Origin of the sequence: Acidisphaera sp. S103 (assembly GCF_009765975.1) — a bacterium.
In the GTDB taxonomy this organism is placed as follows: domain Bacteria; phylum Pseudomonadota; class Alphaproteobacteria; order Acetobacterales; family Acetobacteraceae; genus Rhodopila.
The window spans coordinates 55426-76252 of sequence record NZ_LMUJ01000032.1; the positions used below are offsets into that span (position 1 = coordinate 55426).

The window sequence follows — 20827 nt, forward strand, 5'->3', positions numbered from 1 at the left end:
ATGGGGCTCTACCAGCGGTTGCTCCGAACTGTCTCCCAACAAGCGTTATTTGCTCGCGGATACGATGGGGGTGGTGCGCCCGGCGGGTCCCGTGCCGGCAAGGCCACCGCTGATACCGCCGACCGGTTGCTGCGTACACCACTGGTATTCGAGACGCTTGAACCGCGCGTTCTGTTGTCGGGGGATCCGATCACCGCCGCCGCGCAGAATGCGTTGCTGGCGGGCCTGCAAAGCTTCGAAGCCTGGACTGCCACCCAACTGAACCACCAGGCGCAACTGGCGCAGCAGTTGCCGGTCGTCAGTACATCGGTTGGCGATCTGGTCGATCTGCCGGGACAGGTGCAGACGCATCTGGTGCAGCCGATCGAGGCTTATTTTGCCAGCAACGGCGCGGCGTCGACATATGAGGGTCTTGCCGCGGCATTGCAGGCCGATCCGGCGGATGCCGGCGGTGTGGTGGGCGTGTTCGCGCATGGCGAGTATCTGTTCACCCTCAGTACGTTCCAGACAAGCGCGCCCATTACGGCACCGCTCAACCTGACCTCCGGTACCGCGGGGATCAGTCTGCAAATCGGCACGCCGCCGACTTTGTCCGGGCAGGCGACAGTGTCGATGGCGCTGACCTTCGGCTACGATACCGGCAGCGTGACCGGCGCGGCGCCAGGCTTCTTTATTCAACCGGCGAAGATCACCGAGGGCGTTTCCCTCGCCGCGGCGGGCTTCAACACCACGGCGACCCTGGGGGCCGCCAATGCAACGGTGACGGGCGGGTCGGCCTCCGTTGCTGCTACCGCGACCGTGCAGCTTCAGGACCCGGTCGCCGGCGATCCCAACAATTATATTACGCCAGCCGAGCTGAACGGCGAGCCGATGACGGCTTTGGTTTCGACCTCGTTGTCGGGGTCGGCAAATTTGACCCTGCCGATCAGTTCCAATCTGTTGGCCGGCGGCACGCAATCGTTGCAACTGAACTGGTCGGGCGATCTCGCCAGCGTCGGCGGCTCCAACCTGAACAGCCTTGGGGCGTGGGCGCAGCTCGATACGATTTCGCCGGCGTTGGTGCGGCAGGCGGTCAACGCGCTGCCGGGGCTGATTTCGTCCGCGGTGGGCAGTGCCGGGTTCGGCGCCGGCGTGCCGGTCCTTGGTCAGGACCTGGGCCAGTTGTTCGACCTGGGTTCGGATTTCACCACCGCGGCGGCCGGAATTGGCAATGCGACGTCGCTGGATCAGGTGGCGGCGGCGCTGCAGAACAACGGCATTGCCGTGACGTTCAGCGTCAATGCCGCGGACAACGAACTCGATATGCTGGTCAACGCCAGCAATGCGTTCGATACCACGGTGCCATACACGATCGACACCCAGATCGGCGGCACCAACTTTGTACTGAACGGATCGGTGCAGGCGACCGGGACGGCGACCGCTGCCCTTACCGTTGGCCTGTCGTTCGATACGACGCTTCCCGACGACCAGCGCCTTGTGCTGGTCGAGAACAGCAGCGCGTTGAGCCTGGCGTTCACCGCCATCACTGCCTCACCGATCACGGCGACGGCGGCGCTCGGGTTGATGCGGGTGCAGGTGAACGATGGCAGCCTGACGATCGGTGCGCAGAATGGCAGCACCGTCGATCCGACGAAGCCAGCGACTGCGACGATCGCGTTTTCCGGCACCAGCGGTGGACGCGTCACGTTAGCGCAACTGGTTTCGAGTCCGACTGGCTCGATCACCACGGCCTACAGCGGCGCGATCCAGGCGACGCTGCCGTTGACCAGCCCGCTTGGTGGGAATGCGGACCTGGGCATGACCTGGCTGCTGGATCAGCCGGCCGGTGGCGTTCCGCAGATCACCGGTGCCGCGCAGGCGGCCAGCCTGGTGGTCGCGCCGAGCAGCCTAACGACCGACCCAACGCTTGATGCCCAGTCGGTGGCGGGGTTGCAGACCCTGGTCCAGTGGGCGGCGGCGGTCACCACGTCGGCCGATCAATCCACTGCCCTGACCACCCAGATGCCGTTGGTGAACGAAACGCTGGCGCAACTCAGCGGGCTTGGGCCGGCGACAAGCGGCACGTTCCCGGGGGTGCTCAACGTTATCGCCAGCGCGATCAATTCCTATGCGGTGGTGGGCGCCAGCACCGACAATTTCCAGGCCTCGATCATCAGCGCGCTGGCGGCATTCACCGCCGCGAACCCGGCCTACACGTTCGCCGTCACTGCAACCGCGGGAGAGATACCGGCGTCCGATACCACGGGGGCGGAAGCCCTGGGCCTGACGCCGGGCATAGACCAGTTGGTGTTCACCCTGTCGGTGACCGCGACCTATGCCAGTTCCCCGACGTTCAGCCTGACCCCCAGTTCCGCCGACGACAATCTCGGTTTTTCGGCCACCGGGACGGCGACGGGCACCGTGAACCTGAACGTCACGTTCGCGATCGCACAGACATCGAATATCTCGGCGCAAGACGCCACCGTCGTGATTTTGAATGGGCTGACCGCGGCGGCGACCGGCCAGGTTTCCGGGCCGTTGCCGCTAGGAATCGGATTGCTCGGTGCGACGGGGACCTCGGGCAACGTCGACCTGGGCACGTCTGTCGACATCACCATGACCAGTGACGGCACCGGGCTGCCGCAGCCGAACTCGATCGGCGCGATCCTGGGCACCCCCGCCGGCCAACTGATGACGGTCACGGAACAACAGCCATCGTCCATCTCCGGTGACTTCGTGGTGACGTCGACCTTCGGCATCCTGAACAACGGGACCACCGAGGTCACGATCAACGGCGATCCGCTGAGTGGGTCCGTCCCGACGGTGATTATCGTGGGGACTGAATCGCTGGACTTCCAGGCGTTCGCCAATCTGGCGCCCACCGATCTGCTGGGCGGGCTCTCGACGCTCGCATCGGCGATGGATGACGTGGGCGACGCGCCTTCGGTGTCCGGCACAACGTCCGAGATGATCGCCGATGTGCCGCTGACCGACGTGACGGTGGGGCAGGCCGCCGATTTCGGTTCGGTGTTCGAGACGGACATTGTCGATGCGCTGACAGCGTCGCAGAATCATGCACCGACCTTCGACAGCATCCAGCAGTTCCAGACGGAGCTGGCCGCCCTGACGGGGGTCACCGGGTCGAGCGTCACTTACAACAATAGCAGCAACGACATCGACGTCGGCTTCACCCTGTCTGTCGGCTTCGACACCACTCCGGCGTCGTTCACCTATGACCTGACCGGCACGGCGGGCACCGTCCTTGGCGATCTGACGAATGTGAATGCGACGACGGCGACGGCGACGCTGTCGATCAACGGCACCGGCACCATCGCGGTCGGGTTCGACTTCAGCCTGGCGCCGAACGCGGTGCAGTTCGTTGGCGCGACACCGTTGCCGACAACGGGTGTTCTGCCTACGGGATCGGATGCGCATTTCACCCTGAGTCTGACCGCCCCTGGCGACGCCACGCCGACGACAGTGTCCGTGACCGTCGCTGCGGCTGCCACGCAGGCCAATGGAACCGCGGCACAACTCCTTACCGAAATCAGTTCGGCACTGGCAGCCGCGCTGACGACAGCAGGCCTGCCGGCGAACGTGGTGACAGCCGGCATGTATGGGGGTGCGCTGACGCTGAATTTGATACCGGGGATGTTCACCGACATGGCGGTGTCAACTGCCCCGACAGACCCGGCGGTGTATGAACTTGGCATCGCGCCGGCGACGCTGCCGACAGCCTCGATCGTGGGCAATACGGCCCTGCCGGGTAATGGCCGGTTGAGCGCGGATGCCACGTTCACGGTCACGGCGGACGGCGGCACCGCGACGCCGATTACCATCACCGCGGCATCGACAGCGGGCAACAGTTCGCAGAGCCAGTTGCTGACGCAGGTGCAGCTTGCGCTGGCGCCGCTGAACGCGACCCTGACCAATGCCGACCGCCTGCCCATCGTGGTCGGCCTGACCAGCGCGGGCCTCCTGTCTTTCACGATATCGGGCTATGGCAGCACGCTGGCCATCACCGCCGGCGCGGCGGCGCAAACCGGGCTGGGCTTGCCGACGTCGGACACCGTCCAGGCGGGGGCGCCGGATGTCTATGTCGAGGCATCCGCCGGTCCGGTTCCGGAAGACGACGTGCTGACCACCAACCAGACGTTCACGATCACTGTCGACGGGCTGCCGAGCATGGACATCACGGTCTATGCGACGGCCACGGCCGGCAACGATACCCCGGCCCCGACGGGCGTTCTCGATCCCACCCCGGCGCAGTTGGCGGCGGAGGAGGACGTCACCACCCCGCAGCAGATGCTGACGAATGAAATCAACCTGGCCCTGGCGCCATTGAATGCCGAACTGGCCAACGCCGGCTACGCCCAGGTCTCGGCCAGCATCGGCACGCCCGCCTCGAATGCCGATCTGGACGCCGGCAGCACGACGGCCAACAGCGATGGAGTCCTGTTCTTTTCCACGATGGGATCGGCGGCAACGATCATCGTTCAAGCACCGGCGGGCAATCAACTGGGCCTCGGGCTTGATCAAATCAGCACCGCGCCGACGCTGTCGGTGGCCGCGGGACAGACGTTCAACGGCAACATCGATGTAACGCAGTTGTCGCTGACCGGCACGCTGGCGGTGACCGGAAGCGTCACCGCCACGGCGGAATTGGGTAACGTCGAAATCAATCTGGGGCCGGGCACCATCGCGTTCGATCCGACCGTATCATTGTCGTTGCGTGGTTCGGCCCTGTTGTCGAACCTCGACAATCCCGCGAACACCGCCGCCTATTTCAATGAGGTTGTTGGTGGTGCGGCCTCGATTTCCCTTCCGCTTACGGCGGCCGATGGATTGGGTTCCGAACTTGGCCTGGATTCGAACGCCGCCCTGGCGCTGAGCGCGCCCGACATGTTCACGCTTTCAGGGTGGACGGCCAACACCGCGTCGCTGGAGGGGCTGGCCACCGCGCAGTCTTTCACTTTTGCCGAAGCGAAGGAGGCACTGACGCAGCTTGGTGCCTTGGTCACCCAGTCCGCGGCGAACCCAGACGGGCTGTTCGGCCAGCTTGTGCCGCTGATCAACGAGCCGCTGGGCACCGCGTTGGGGATCACTCAGGACTTCGCCAACCTGGCGTCCGATCTGCTGCCGGGATCGAATTTCACCCTGGATCAGCTTCAGACCGCGTTGAACACAGCGGTGACGACGGCCTTCGGTCCATTGAACAGTGGCGCCAGTTTCGGCGTTCAACTGACCGGCGACGTGTTGCAACTGACGCTGAACTTCACGCCGGGCCTGACCGCGACCAATGTCCCGATCAACATCGATCTGCCGAATTTGGGTTTAGGAACGAATCCCAATCTGCCCGGTGTCTCCGACATCGGCGGCAGCGTCGTGACGGTGACGCCCAGCGCCAGTTTCAAGTTGGCGCTGGATATCAACCTGGCGTCGCCAACCAACCCGGTGTACGACCTGGATTCAACCACCCAGTTCATGCTCGGCGTGCTGGTCACCGGTACCAGCGGCTCGTTGTCGCTGGGGCCGCTCGGGGTGACCTTCGCGGGTGCCACGCTGCTGTTGAGCAAGACCAGCGGCGATACGACCGATCCTGCAACGTATACGATCGGGCTGACCAGCACGACATCGTTGGCCACCGTGACCCAGCAGATGGCCGGCAGCGGCTGGCTGAGTGCCTCCGGCCCGGTGACCGCCACGATCACCGGGCAGGTGACTGTCTCGCTGCCATTGTCCGAGACCTCCGACGGGAGCACCACGTCGCTCGGCTCGCTGACCTTGACGATCGCCAATCTCGGGCAGTTCGACCGGGATCTGTTGGCCGGCGCCGGCAGTGTTTCCAGCCAAATCACCTTCTCACCGCCCAACCTGGCGAGCGCGTTCGCCAGCGCCGACCTATTCGGCAACGATACCGGTATTCTGGGCGCGCTGAACACGTATCTCGATCAACTGCAATCCGTTTTGAATACCGATTTGTTCGGGCTGGACATTCCGGTCGTCGGCAATGCGCTGGCCTCGGCCGGCAGTTTCGTGACGCAACTGCAGACCGACATCAATAAGATCGGGTCGGAGGCGGGCGTCCAGGACATCTATAACGCGCTGACGGGTGCTCTTTCGGCTTTCGATCCGGCGACGCCGGTGGTCCAAATCCAGTATCTGACCACCGGTTCCACTTCGTGGGACACCTTCGTTACGGGCGACGCGTCGGCGTTGCCGTCTCAGGTTTCGGATATCGAAGACATCCAGATCATCTTCACGCTTGGTGGCACGTGGTCGCCGGGCACCTCGCCGAACCTTAATCTTGGCCTGCCTGGCCTGGGGCTGACGGTCACACAAGGCGCGGTGTCGGTCAGCGCGGGGTGGAACCTGGCGTTCACCCTGGGCGTCGATCGCAACAGCGGTCCCTATATCGTTACGGCAGGGGGCAGCGGCAACCAATCCCTTTCCATCTCCAACGGCGTGACGGCCGACCTTGTTGCCAACGTGTCGACCACCGCCGCGATCACCGCGACGCTGGGCTTCCTGGCGTTGACCGCGACGCAGCCGATCCCGGGCCAGCCCGACCCGGACAATACCGGCGACACCGCGGTGCAGACGCAGGCGTCGTTGAATTTTACCGCTGGGTTGACCGGCGGAACGAGCACGATTGGCGGAGAAACCGTCGAAAACCTTACGTCGTTCAGCGGCAGCAACCTGAACATCGCCGTGACCGGCAGCGCGGAGATCGACCTGGATCTCAAGCTTGGGTTTGGTTCGGGTGGCACGGTGGATACGCAGTATCCGCATTTCACCGCACAGCTTCTGATTGGCGCGGCGGCGCCGGAGGGAAGTCCGGCGGGCACCCCGGGTGCCTGGACGTTCACCAGCGACAACCTGGACGCGACTGCCGCACCGAGCGTGGATTTGAACAATATCTCGCTGGATCTGGGCGATTTCCTGAACAATTACCTGAATACGATTCTCAGTCCGCTGGCCCAGGTGCTGGAACCGATTCAGCCGATCCTGAACTTCCTGAACACCCCGATTCCCATCATCAACGAGCCGCTGGTCCAGGCGATCTCCGACATCTTCGGCGGCGACGTTCAGAATTTTTCGTCGATCGTCAGTTTCGTCGATGCGGTCGTCGATTTCTCCAACGATCTGGGCGCGTCAGGGATGATTTCCCTGGGTAGTTTCAATTTTAACCAGTTCGATCTGCGGCAGGCGCCCGGCAGCGGCGGCAACTCGATACCCGACGACGATTCCAGCCAGCTTATGACCGACTTGCAAAACCCGTCGGATTTCACGGCAAGCCCCGACGATCCCAATCCTTTGGCGGCGGCGGAGGGTGATAATTCCGGGTTCGGCTCTTTCATGCAGGAGGCCGGTTCCGGCAGCATCCTGTTCCCGGTCCTGACAAATCCGTCGAGCTTGATCGGCCTGTTGTTCAACCAGCAGGCAACCCTGGTGGAAATCACTTCGCCGGAACTGTATGCGCAAATCAGCACCAGTATCGACATCCCGGTCTATCCGCTTATCACCGCCAATCTGACGGCGTCTTTCAGCATCGATGCCCGGTTCTCCGGGGGCTACGACACGTACGGCATTCTGGAGGCGGTGCATGACGCGGCGAGCAATCCCGGTGCGATCCCGGGCGATCTGGCCGACGGGTTCTTCATCAACGATGCCCAGACGCAAAGCAAGATAGGCATGGAGCCGGCGACGTTCGTCGGCATTCAAGGGATGATCGGTGTTGGCGCCAGCGTTGGCTTCGGCAGCCTGCTCAGTGTTGGGGTCGGCGGCGGCATCGGGATGAGCATAAGCGTTTCGTTGAAGGATTACGCGCCTTCGAACTATGCCCCCAATGGTGAGACCGCGGCCGCCTATGCCGCGGCCAATGACGGCAATGGCAAGACGCGGCCGAGTGAGATCGCGGCGTGGATCGAGGAGTTTGGCGATCCGCTTTGTGCGTTCAACCTGAATGGCGACATCACGGCCGATCTTTTTATCGAAGAACAGGTCGTGGGCCTCACTTTTACGCAGTCGATTTTCAACGTCACGCTGTTTTCCTTCACGGCGGGTGTTAACTGCAATGTCCAGTTCGAGAATCTGGGCACCGTGGTCGATGGCGAGTTGACGCTGTACACCGGCGCAGACTTCTACAAGCGCGATGTTTACACCGAGGGGCTTACCGGTGAGGTCCTGTCGGCCGGGCCGAGCGAGGAAGGCAACGACGACTTCACGGTGTCGCAAAAGTCGCCCACGGAGATCCTGGTCACCGCCAGCGATGGGTCCAGCGAGACGTTTACCGGGGTCACCAGCCTGTTTGCGGAACTTGGGACCGGCGACAACACGTTGGACGTTACCAGCGCATTGAAGGCGGCGAACGGTGACACGATCAACGAAACGATTATCGGCGGCACGGGCACCCAGGAGGGTAACGATACGATCACGGCCGGCGGCGGCGACGACCTGATCGAGGCCGGTGACGGCACAGCCCAGATCGTCGGTGGTGACGGGTCGGACACGATCTATGGCGGGACGACAAGCAGCCCGGGCGTCAGCATCAACATCGTCACCAAGAAGACCCAGAATGCCGACGGTACGACGTCCACTGTCACCCAGACCGTTTTTGGCGATTCGATCACCGGGGGCACCGCTGGCGGGAATCTGATATACGGCAGCTTCGGATCCGATCTTATCAATGCGCCCGGCGGCCACAACACGGTGTTTGGCGGCCAGAACGACTACAATGTCGTTATTACGCCGAATAAAGGTTATGAATGGGGCGACGGCCCGCAGAACATTGTTACCTCGATTCCCAATGTTATTCAGGCCGCGGGCGGCAACAACGTGCTTGTGGGCGGTTCGGGGAACGACGAGATCGAGGGCGGCGGCGGCAACAACACCATCGTCGGTGGCGGCGGCAATAATCTGCTGATTGGGGGCGAAGGGTCCAATCTGATCTATGGCGGGGTCTTCGCCGTCAACGTGAGTGCCGCGGTGAGTTCCGAGGCGGCGACGCTCGCCAAGGCGACACCGCCCAGTTCGTTCTCGATCAGCAATCCCGGCGGCACGCCGACGCCTGTCAGCACCACGGTGCAATCCACCGGCGCGCTTGGGCAGAGCGTCATATTTGGTGGATCGCCAGCGCTTGACCTGGTGAAGCAGTACGGCACGCTGGCGAATTGGCTCGCGCTGGGGCTGCCGCTGAATGGCTTGCCGGCGACCGAGACAGCCGCGGTGGCCGCAGCCGACGGTCCAGATACCCTGTATGCCGGGACCTTGGGCGACATGGTGATCGGCGGCGCGGCCGACAACACGATCTATGGCGGTGCCGGTCCGGATACGCTGGTGGGCGGACCGTCCACCGACCTGATCACCGGTGGCGGCGGCAACGAATACATCTATGACCGTGGCACCGCGACGATCTACGGCGGCACTGGGAATGACACGATCTACGGCGGCCCGAAGAGCAACACGATCTATGGCAACACCGTCACCGGCAGTAATGGCGGCAGCGACTACATCCAGGGCGGTAATTCCGACAACTCGATTTATGGCGGCACCGGTAACGACACGATTTTTACTGGGTCGGGTCCCGATACCGTCGTCGGCGACACGGTCACCGGCGGCAAGGGCGGCAACGACCTGATCTACGGCGAGGGCGGCAACGATACGTTCTATGGTGGCCTCGGCAACGTCACGATCTACGGCGGTAGCGGCGCCGATACGATCTATGGCGACACCACCGGCGGTTCGGGGGGCAACGACTATATCTCCGGCGGGTCCGGAAGCGACACGATCCTGGGCGGCACCGGCAACGACACGATCTATGGCGGTGGCGGCAAGAACACGGTGTACGGCGGCCAGGGCAACGACTTCATCAGTGGTGTCGGCGGCAGCGATGACTCGGTGTTCGGCGGCAGCGGTAACGACACGATCTACGGCGGCACCAACAACGAGACGCTGGCGGGTGGCGAGGGCGCGGACAGCATCTTCGGCGGGCTTAGGTCCGACCAGATCACCGGCGGGTCCGGTCCCGATACGATCACCGGCGGCGGCGGCTTCGATATCATCGTGGGTGGCACCGGCAACGACAGCATCCAGGGTGGCACCGACGGCGATCTGATCCATGGTGGCACCGGCGCCGATACCATTACCGGCGGTTCGGGTGCCGAGAGCATCTATGCCGGCGCGCTGGCGAGCGAGATTACTGGCGGCAGCGGCGCCGACCTGCTGGTTGGCGGGGCTTCGGCCGACACCATCACCGGTGGTTCCGGTCCGGATACGCTGTATGCCGGTTCGGCGCCCGGCAACGTGCTGTCGGGCGGGACGGGCAACGACCTGATCTACGGAACGGACTCGATCGGTGCGACCGGCGAGGGCGACACGATCACCGGTGGCAGCGGCAACGTGACGATCTGGGGATCGGCGGGTGACGATCTGATCATCGGCGGGTCCGGCAACGATGTGATCCATGCCGGTTTGGGCAACCAGACGATCTATGGCGGCACCGGCACCGACCTGATCTTCGGGGGGCCGGGCAACGACGAATTGTTCGGCGACCTGACGGACACGGCGCTGACCGAAGACACGATCTATGGCGGTACCGGCACCTCGACGATCATGGGCAACGCGGGCGACGATGAGTTGTACGGCGGCGATGGGCGGGATTCGATCACCGGCGGCGGTGGCAACGACGTGATCTATGGCGGCAACGGAACCGGCAAGACAATCGTCGGAGGTGGCGGCGATGCAACGATCTGGGGGTCTGTCGGCGGCGACGATTCCATCAGCGGGGGTGCCGGCAATGTCGAGGTCTTCGGCGAGGGTGGTAATAACACGATCACCGGCGGTGCCGGCAACGACACGATCGAAGGCGAACTGACCGGCAATCTGATCTCGGGCGGCACCGGCAACGATCTGCTGGTGGGCGGTGAGGGCGGCGACACGATCAATGGCGGCCTGTTGTCGAGTCCGTCCGCCGGGACCGGGCAGGATACCATCTACGGCGACACCGGCAGCACATCGCCCGCTGTTGCCGGCAACGATCAGCTTACCGGCAATGCCGGTGACGACATGATCTACGCGGGTACCGGCACCAACACGATCAGCGCTGGCACCGGGGCCGGCACCCAGGTGTTCAATCCGGGTGTGGCGACGGTCGCGACGTACGCGTCAACACCGATCCCGGAACAGAATCCCGAACTGACCGCCGCGACCAGTGCCGCGGCGGCGCTGCCCACGCAGGTGGCGAACAGCGGCGTATGGGCGACGCTGGCTGGCGGAGTCGGGTCCAGCCTGGCCGCGCCCACCACCAACAATGGCGGGCCGGTGATCGTTGCCAGCGCAACGACGAGGTATGTGGCGTGGATCGATACGCAGAGCGGCATTCCGGCGGTCTATGTGGCGACCGAAAGCGGTTCCGCCTGGAACCAGCTTGCCGGCAGCGCGCAAGCGGGCGGCATCAGCGGGCTGCTGCAGGCGGCGTCGGAACCGGCGATCGCGCTGTTGGCGAGCGGCCAGCCGATCGTTGCCTGGACGGCGCAGACCAAGACCGGCACCGATATCGAAGTTGCCGAATACAATGGCACCAGTTGGGTATCCCTGGGCAATGTCAGCCAGACCGGGAAGGCATCCAACGCGCAGATCCTGATGGTGGGCGGCGAGCCGACCGTGGTGTGGCTGGATACCACTGGCGGCGTGTCGAATATCTACGCCAAGCAATACAACGGGACCGCCTGGGTCGCACTGGGGACCGGGGCGGCGTCGGGCAGCGGTGTCAGCGGATCCTCGACGCCGGTGACGGAATTTGCTGCCGCCACCAATGGGACCAACCTGGCGGTCACGTGGACGCAGGCGTTTGCCGCGGCGCCGACGCAAATCTACGTGAAGCAGTATAGTGGCGGCACGTGGGCGGCGTTGGATACGTCGGCGTCCGGCTCCGGACTGAGCGCCGCGCTGTATGCGGCGGCTGCGCCGACCGTGGCTTATGTCGGCAACAATCTGTTCGTTGCGTGGCAGCAGAACATCACCAATCCGGCCCAGTCGGAGACGGTATTCCAGCAGGCGTCGGTGATCTACGCGGCGGAATACACCGCCAGTGCGTGGAAGCCGGTGCAGGCGGGTGCCGAGACGGGATTTGGGATATCGGACAACGCCGATATTTCGCTGGCGCCGAAACTGGCCTCGAATGGGACGGCGCTGATCCTGGCGTGGTCGAACGAATCCGTTGCCGGTGCGGGCACCGATACGGATCTTTATGTGTTGACGTGGAACGGCACCAGTTTCGCCGCCGCGTTGCCGGGTCAGGCGAGTGGCGACGGTGTGGCGCAAAGCACCGGCGGACTGGTCGATCTGTCGGTGACGCTGGATCCGAATGGCAATCCGTTCGCGACCTGGGCCGATCTCGACGATGGCGCACCGTCGCTGCGGGTGATCGGCACGCCGGTGACGCCGTCGGCGGTGACGGTCGCCACGCCTTCGACCTTGTCGACCCTGCTGAGCGGCACCAGCGCCGGTTCGGGTGACGTGATCTACCTGAGCAGCGGCACCTATGCCGCCATTACCCTGGGGACCGCCAACAACGGCCTGACGATCGTGGGCGAGCCGGGTCTGGGTGCGGTGATCGATGGCGTTACGGTGACCGGCAGCAACGTGACGCTGCAAGGCGTCTCCATCGCCGGCACCATTACCGCAAGCGGCACCGGGTTCGCGCTGCGGGAAAGCCGGCAGACCAGCGGTACGCTGACGCTCGATGGGTCTGGCCAGCTTGTGATCGACAGCGCGCTGACGGGTGTGGGTGTGTCGTTGTCGGGTGCGACCGGGTTCGAGTTGCGTGGCAACACGATCACCAGTTCCGGCATCGGTATCGCATTTGGCGCCGGCAATACCGGGACGATCGATTACAACACGATCACGGCCACGACGATCGGCATCAACATCGTCAACACATTCGCCGGCATGATCCTGGACAACGTGATCACCGGGGCGGGGATCGGGGTGAATTACTTCGCCGCGGCGGCATTGAGCGGCAACCGGATCGAGAACAACACGACCGGCGTGGTCGCGGCGGTCAACAATGCCGATGGCGGCTTCGGATTTGTGGCTGGGTCGGGCGTCAATTTCATCAGCGGCAACACCACCGGCGTGCAGCTTTCCGGCCAGATGCAGGATCAGAATATCAGCGGCAACCAGATCGGCGTGAGCGGCAGCGGTGTGATCGGCGGCACCACTTTGTCGCTGGCCAACGACATCAACGGGAACGTAACGGGCGTCGAGAATTTCATCGGCACGATCCAGTTCAACCGAATCGACGGCAACGGCACCGGCATTCTGGCGACCGCCAACCTGAACGTGCTGCACAACCTGATCTATAACAACACGACGGTTGGCCTTGAGGTTTCGGGCGTTTCCAATATCAGCACGTCCGACAACACGTTCTACACCGCGACCGGCGACAACATCCGTATCGAAAACGGTTCTTCCAATGTCGAAATCCTGAACTCGATTCTGTGGGTGCTGAACGGCTACGACATCTATGTCGCAAACAACAGCCAGAGCGGGTATTTCAGCGACTACAATACGCTGTTTGCGGGTCCGAACGGCATTCTGGTCTACTGGACCCAGAATTTCACCGACATCCTGGACTGGCAGGACGACGTCGCGCTGTACGATCTGCACTCCACCGGTTCGACCGTTCCCGAACCGACCAACGGCATGCCGCACTTCGTCGACATGCAGGCCAACAACTTCCAGCTTCTGCCGATGGTCGGCGGGCAGGCGGCGGCGGATGCGGCGCTGACGCAGGGTAGCCCGATCGTTGAGTACGACACGCAGCTTCAGAACGGTAACCTGCTGACCGACCCGGGCTTCGAGCAAGGCCTGAGCGGCTGGACGACTGATGCCGGCGCCGGCTCGGGCGTACCCTCGGGTGGACCGAGCGCGTATGATGGCAGCAATTATTTCTATGCCGGCGCGGTTAGCGGCGATCCCACTGGCTTTGCGCAGCAGCAGATCAACCTGCTGCAGGCCGGCTACAGCGCGGCGGAACTCGACAGTGGAACGTTGACGGTATCGTTCGGCGGCTACACCCGCTCATTGAGCGAAACGACGCCGGACATCAGTTCGATCACGATCACGCTGCTTGGCGCCACCGGCAACACCCTTGGCACGATGACGGTCGCCTCGCCGAACGCGACGACGCAGTGGTTGCTGACCAATGGGACGATCGCGCTGGCGACGGGGACTCGTTCGATCCTGTTCCAGTTCAATGTGACCGTGCACGCCGGCGATACCAGTTACAACGCCTATATCGATGATGCGTTCGTTACGTTGACCACCGGCAGCGGGCCGCAGTCGGCGTTGCCGGGGATCGGTGCCAACTATCTGACCAATCCCGGGTTTGAGAATGGGCTGGACAGTTGGACTGCAAGCCCGGGCAGCAGCGCGGCGTCCGCGGGGCAAGTGACGGGCTATCCGGCCGCCTTCGATGGATCGAGTTATTTCGCTGCCGGCGCCGCGCAGCAGGGGACCGTTACGCAAACGGTGAACCTGCTGACCAGCGGGTTGACCACGGCGCAGATCGATGCCGGTGGACTGAACCTGGTGTTCGGCGGCCGGGTGATCTCCGGCAACGCGTTCCCGCCTGATCAGGGACAGATCACCGTCACGATGCTGGCCGCCGATGGCAAGACCGTGCTGGGGACCAGCACCGTGCAAGCCCCCGACACCACCGACCGCTGGGCGCTGGTGGGCGGCACGACGGCGCTGCTGTCGGGAACCCGCTTCGTCGAATACACCTTCACCGCGACCCGGCAGACGGGCGAGACCTACGACGAATCGTTCCTCGACGACGCATTCGTTTCGACTGCACCGATCGGCGTGGCGACGCCGGATGGCGCCTATCAGGCGCCCGCGATGACCGATTCGTCGACCAGCGCGGCGCAGATCGTGCTGACATCGCCGGTGCTGTACGTGAACTGGGTGGACAATGCGCCGCATCTGATCACCTGGAACAATTTCGGCGATGCCGGCGCTTCCAACCAGTCGGTCAATATCGAGCTTTACCAGGAAACATCGCTGGGTTCAGGGTTGCCGAGTGAGCCGAAGCTGCTGGAGACGATCGCCGCGGCGGTCAGCAACACCGGGTCCTATACCTGGATTCCGACGCCGGCGACGGTGCCGTATGGTACGACGGGCCTGATCATCCAGGTTTCGCTGGTCAGCGATCCGGCGGTGTTCGACCGTTCCACCGAACCGTTCACGGTGCCACAGAACGGCAGCACCTATTATGTGAACGATGGATCGACGGCGAACGACCAGTACACCACCGCACCCGGATCGAACCGTAACGATGGGAAACTGCCGAGTGCGCCGCTGCCGAATATCGATAATGTGCTGCGGCAGTATTCGCTGACGTCCGGTTCGGTGATCTACGTCGATCCCGGCAGCTACAGCATGATCGATCCGTTCGATGTGTCGGGTAACGTGAACTATGGGCTGGGCCTGGATCAGGGCTTCACCGTGCAGGGTCCGACCAACGGTACCGCCGCGATTCTGTTCCCGGCGATCCCCGGCAATCCGGTCAACCTGATCCAGCTTGAAGACGCTAACCTGGTAACCGTCAACAACCTGACGCTGCAGAACGCCGGCCGTGGTATCCTGATACAGAACAGCACCGGATTCTCCTCCACTGGTGTAACGATCACCGGCATGGCGAACGAAGGATTCCGAGCGGACAACTCGTCCATTACGCTGTTGAAGAACCTGACAGTGTCCAATTCGGGTTCGGTCGGCATCTATGTCGACGGCACGGTCGGCGCGATCACCGGTGCGGACGTGACCGACAGTGGTCTCAGTATTGCGCCCTATCAAGCCGGCGGCAATGCCAGCCTGGCGTCAGGCCTGTATGTGTCCGGCTCGGTCGGGTCGGTCAGTGGAACATTCGCCGACAACGTCGGGTGGGGCGTTTATCTGGCCAATCCAGGTTCGGTCGTTGTCACCGACAGCACGATCTTCGGCAACCTGGACGGGCTGTATGTGAACGGCAACAGCGGCACCGCCGTCATCGGCGATCCGGTGCTGACCGACAATGCCGGCAACATCGTCCAGGGCAACACCGGTTACGGCATTTTCGCGACGGGTTCGGTGCTGGTCACCGGCAACGTGGTTTACAACGAGTCGGGTGCCAACAGTTACGGCATCCAGGTACAGAACGGTGCGAGCGCAACCGAAAACGTCGTCTACGCTAGCCTGATCGGCATCGTTGACGACGGTGCCGCGCTGGTCAGTGCGAACCGTGTTTACGACAACGCGCAGATCGGTATCGACGACATCAACCAGGATTATGCCGGCGGGACGATCGCGATCACCGATAACGTGATCTATTCGAACGGTGCGGGGATCATCGACCAGCCATTCTACGCCGAGACGCTGAACCTCGACAACAACCTGATCTATGCCAACGGGACTGTCGCGATCTCGATCGCCGGACAGAGCAACGTATCCATCATCAACAACACGATCGATCAGCCGGTGGGCGACGGCATCGATATTTCCGGTTCCAGCAGCGGCATCAAGCTGCAGAACAACATCCTGGTGATCGGTTCCGGCATCGGCATCAATGTCGCGGCGAACAGCCAGAATGGTTTCGCCAGTGACTACAACCTGTTCTACACCGGCGGCACCCAGATCGAAGGCGGCGGTGGCGGCGCGATCGGCGAGTGGGAAGGCGTCCTGGAACTGTCGCTGATCGCCTGGCAATCGGCGACGTTCGGTGACCTCGACAGCTTCACCGCCAATCCGCTGTTCGTGAACCCCACCGGATCGGAAGGTGTTCTCGGCTATGTCAGCCCGTCACAGCCGGGCTATGACGACGACTTCCACCTGCAAAGCCAATACCAGAATTTCGCCGGCGGCAGCCTTGCCCCGATTATAGGCTCGTCCGGAAAACCGGTGTTCCCGGTCATCAACGGCGGCACCAGCGCGGCGCAGTCACCGGCGATTGACCGGGGCAACGCGTCCAGCAGCTACGCGAATGAGCCTGAGCCGAATGGCGGCTATATCAACCTCGGTAATTTCGGTGACACGGCGCAGGCGTCGGAGAGCCCGAGCCAATATATCCTGGTGCTGGCCCCGCAAGCTGGCGCGACAGTGCAGGAAGGCACATCGACGGCGATTACGTGGCGGGCATTCGGATTTACCGGCAACGTGACCGTGTCCTATTCGACGGATGGCACGACGTTCACGCCGATCGCCACGGGCATTGCCGACAGCGGCAGTTACACCTGGGCGGTGCCGGCCAATCAGGCCGCGGGCAGCACCTATGTGATCCAGGTCGCATCCGTCAGCGCACCGTCGGTTACGGGTCTGTCGCAGACATTTACCGTGTCCGGCAAGATCACCGACTACTACATCAGCCCGACCGGCAACGATGCGAACAACGGACTGACGCCAAGCACACCGAAAGCCTCTATCCAGGGACTGGAAGCGGCCTACACGCTGGGGGCAGGCGATACCATCTTCGCCGCGGCGGGCACCTATGACGTCACCACCAGCATCGGCCTGACCGGCACCACGTCCGGCACCAGCGCGGGCGCCTTTACCATCACCGGGCCAACCAGCGGGCCCTCGGCGGTGTTCGATCGCGAGAACCTCAATTCCGGCCAGGACGTGTTCGACATCCAGGGCGGCAGTTTTATTACCATCGAGGATGTCACGATCACGGGTGCTTTCAACGGCATCGAGATCGGTGGCGCGTCCAAGGGTGTGCAACTGCTGAACGACACGGTGACCGGCAACAGCGATGTCGGGATCCTGGTCGATGTGAACAGCGGCGGCACCGCGACCGCGGTGACCGGGCTGATTATTGAGGCCGATACCGTCTCCGACAATGGCCTGGATGGGAATGGCAATTACTATGGCGGCAACCAGGATGGGATCCTGGTGGACCAGGGCAATGGAGCCATTCAGTTCCTCAACGACAAGGTTTTCGGCAACAACAACGCCGGGCTTTATCTGCAGGGCGGCTACGACGGTGTGGGCACATCGACGATCGACGGCGGTGCCTATTACCAGCAGACGGGCCTGTATGGCGGCAACGGAATCGGCATCGACGACAACACCGGCAGCCTGATCGAGAATGTGGAGGTCTACAGCAACAACAACGACGGTATTTACAGTAACGACAATGCCGGTTACTCCACGACTGTTCCTGGCAGGGTTATCGACAATACCGTGTTCGGTAACGGGGCCGCGCAAATCGAGGCCCATACGGCGATCGTCACAGATAACCTCGTCTACAGCCAGTTGAACAAAAGCCGGACCGCGATCGAACTGGATACGTCGTCGACCGGTACCGGCAACACCGTGTTCGGCGCGACCTTCGGCATCTATGTGGATGGCGGGTCCGAGGCGATCGACAATCTTGTTTACGACGTTACATCTTACGGCATCCAGTACAGTCTGAGCGCTCCGGCGGCGATCACCGGCAACACTATCTACAGCGCCGCGATCGGCATTTATGGCGCCGAGTACTACTCGGGTGGGGCGATCCCGATCACCGGTAACCTGATCTACGAGAACACCACCGCGGGTATCGAGCTGAACGGGTCAGGCGGCAACAACGCGGACATCGTCAACAACACGATCGACGAGCTGACTGGTATCGGCATTCTGGTCGGCGGCAACTCAACCGCCACGACGATCGAGAACAACATCATCGTCATGGCCTCCGGCCCGGCGCTCGTCGTCACGCCTACGGCTGAAGGTGGCTTTGCCAGCGACTACAACTTGTTCGACGTCGGCAGCAGCAGCACCGTGGCCGGCAGCACCGTCGGGACGATCGGTGTCTGGGAAGGCGTCAGCTATACCAGCCTGGCGTCATGGTATTACGAACTCGGTCTCGACCAGCATAGCCAGGTCGGCAACCCGGATTTCGTTGCACCCAATGGGGCCAGCGGAATCTTCGGGTTCGGAACGCCGGGTGGCCAGCCGGAATTCTACTCGCCGGATTATGCCACCAATCTGGGGACGTTCGACACGCCGTTCGGCGTGCCGATCGGGCAGTTGACGACGCTTGGCGCCGTCGCGGCGGGGTCGTTGCAACTGAATGGAACATGGACCGCGGTGTATGATACCGCGGACAGTTCCTTGACGAGTCCCACGCCGGGAACGGTGGTGACGCCGGACGGACCTACCGGCACGACGACCACTGTGACGCAGGTCACATACGGCTTCGAGACGGATGGATTCCAGAACAACCATACCTACGACTTCAGTGCGCCGCTCAGCGGAACCCCGCTGTTGTATTACACGACCGCGGCTGGGTCGGGTGGGACGGCGACCTGGACGTTCACCGGCCTGATCCCCGGGCAGACGTATCAGATCAATACGCTGAACGAGGCTTCCGGCACCTTTGGCACCGCGCAGTACGTGGTCACCGACGGCAACGGCAACGTCCTGGTTGGCAGCAACGTCAATCAAAACAGCGACTATCTGACCGACTTCGTCAATGGCGGCACGATCAGCCAAGCCGTTTCGGTTGTGGCAACCAGTGTCGTTGGCACGAACGTGTCGGTCAGCACGCTGTACTACACCAATACGTATCCGTTCGAACCGGAGTATAACGAAAACGAAGTCGGACAGTTCATCGCCACCGGGACCGAGGCGGTTCTGACCATGCAGGCCGAACCCGGCAGCGAACTGGTCGCGGACACGGCGTTGCTGGTGCCGGTTGGCGTCAATGGCGGTGCGGGCGACAATTTCCACCTGCAACCGGGATCGCCGGCGATCGATGCGGGCGATCCGACGACGCCGTTCGTGCAGGAGCCGTCGCCGAATGGCGGCCGGGTGAACCAGGGTTATGACGGCGACACAGCGCAGGCGCAGGTCAGCCCGTCTGCAACGTCCATCCAGGTGCTGTCGCCCGGCAATTTGTCGAAATACGAAATCGGCGAGACGCTGCCGATCAATTTCCAGACCACGGGATTGACCAGCGAACAGCCGGTGCTGCTGCTGCATACGGGCGGCGCCTCGATCAGCACCGGATCGCAGGGCAACTGGTCCGGCGACGCGTTCCGCACCGACGGACAGACCGAGACCGATACGCAGTCGGCAACGAATATCGGCACGCTGGCCGGGGTGCCGACCGCGCTGTTCTCCACCGGTGTCCAGGAGGCTTATGGCAGTGGCGTTGGTCAGGCACTGAATTTCGACTTGCCGGTGGCGAACGGCACCTACTCGATGACGCTGTATTTCGCCGATCCGTCGACCAGTACCGCGGGCAGCCGCGTGTTCAACATCGTCGCCAACGGCGTGACGCTGCAGGCCAATTACGACATCGCTGCCGCCGCGACGGCTCAATACGGGGAAGGCTATCACGCGGTGTCGGCGACCTTTACCGTGACGGTCACCGGCGGCCAGGGCCTGACGCTGGATCTGGTCGATGTGACCAGTGGCTATGGGGCGATGATCAACGCGATCGCGCTGGAACAGGCCGATCCCAGTGGTACGGCATCACCGACGGCGACTGTGCAGTTGTTCACCAATGCCGGCACGTGGCAAACGATCGCGTCCAACGTGCCGGTCAATTCCTTTGGGCAGGGCCAGTATCTGTGGACCGTGAACCAGACCAGCGACGGCAATACCGCGCTGATCCGGGTGATTTCCGGCACCGTCACCGGCACGTCCAATCCGTTCCTGCTGGCCAACGGTGGCCAGGATTTCTATGTCAACAACAGCTCGACGGCGGGCGATCAGTACACCACGGCGGTCGGCAACGATGCAAATTCCGGCAAATCGCCCGACCAGCCGCTGGCGAGCGTCGCGGCGCTGTTGCGCGCCTACCCGATCGGGCCGG

At 63.1% G+C, this 20827-nt stretch carries 1 protein-coding gene (cut by a window edge); it reads left to right on the forward strand.

The features are described 5' to 3' along the window. Window positions 1–20827, forward strand: partial view of a right-handed parallel beta-helix repeat-containing protein gene (locus tag GSQ89_RS06445; protein WP_158923190.1) — the 5' portion only. Its footprint extends 7436 nt past the window's final position; 20827 of the gene's 28263 nt are visible here — the first part of the coding sequence; the start codon lies at window positions 1–3; its stop codon lies beyond the right edge, outside the window.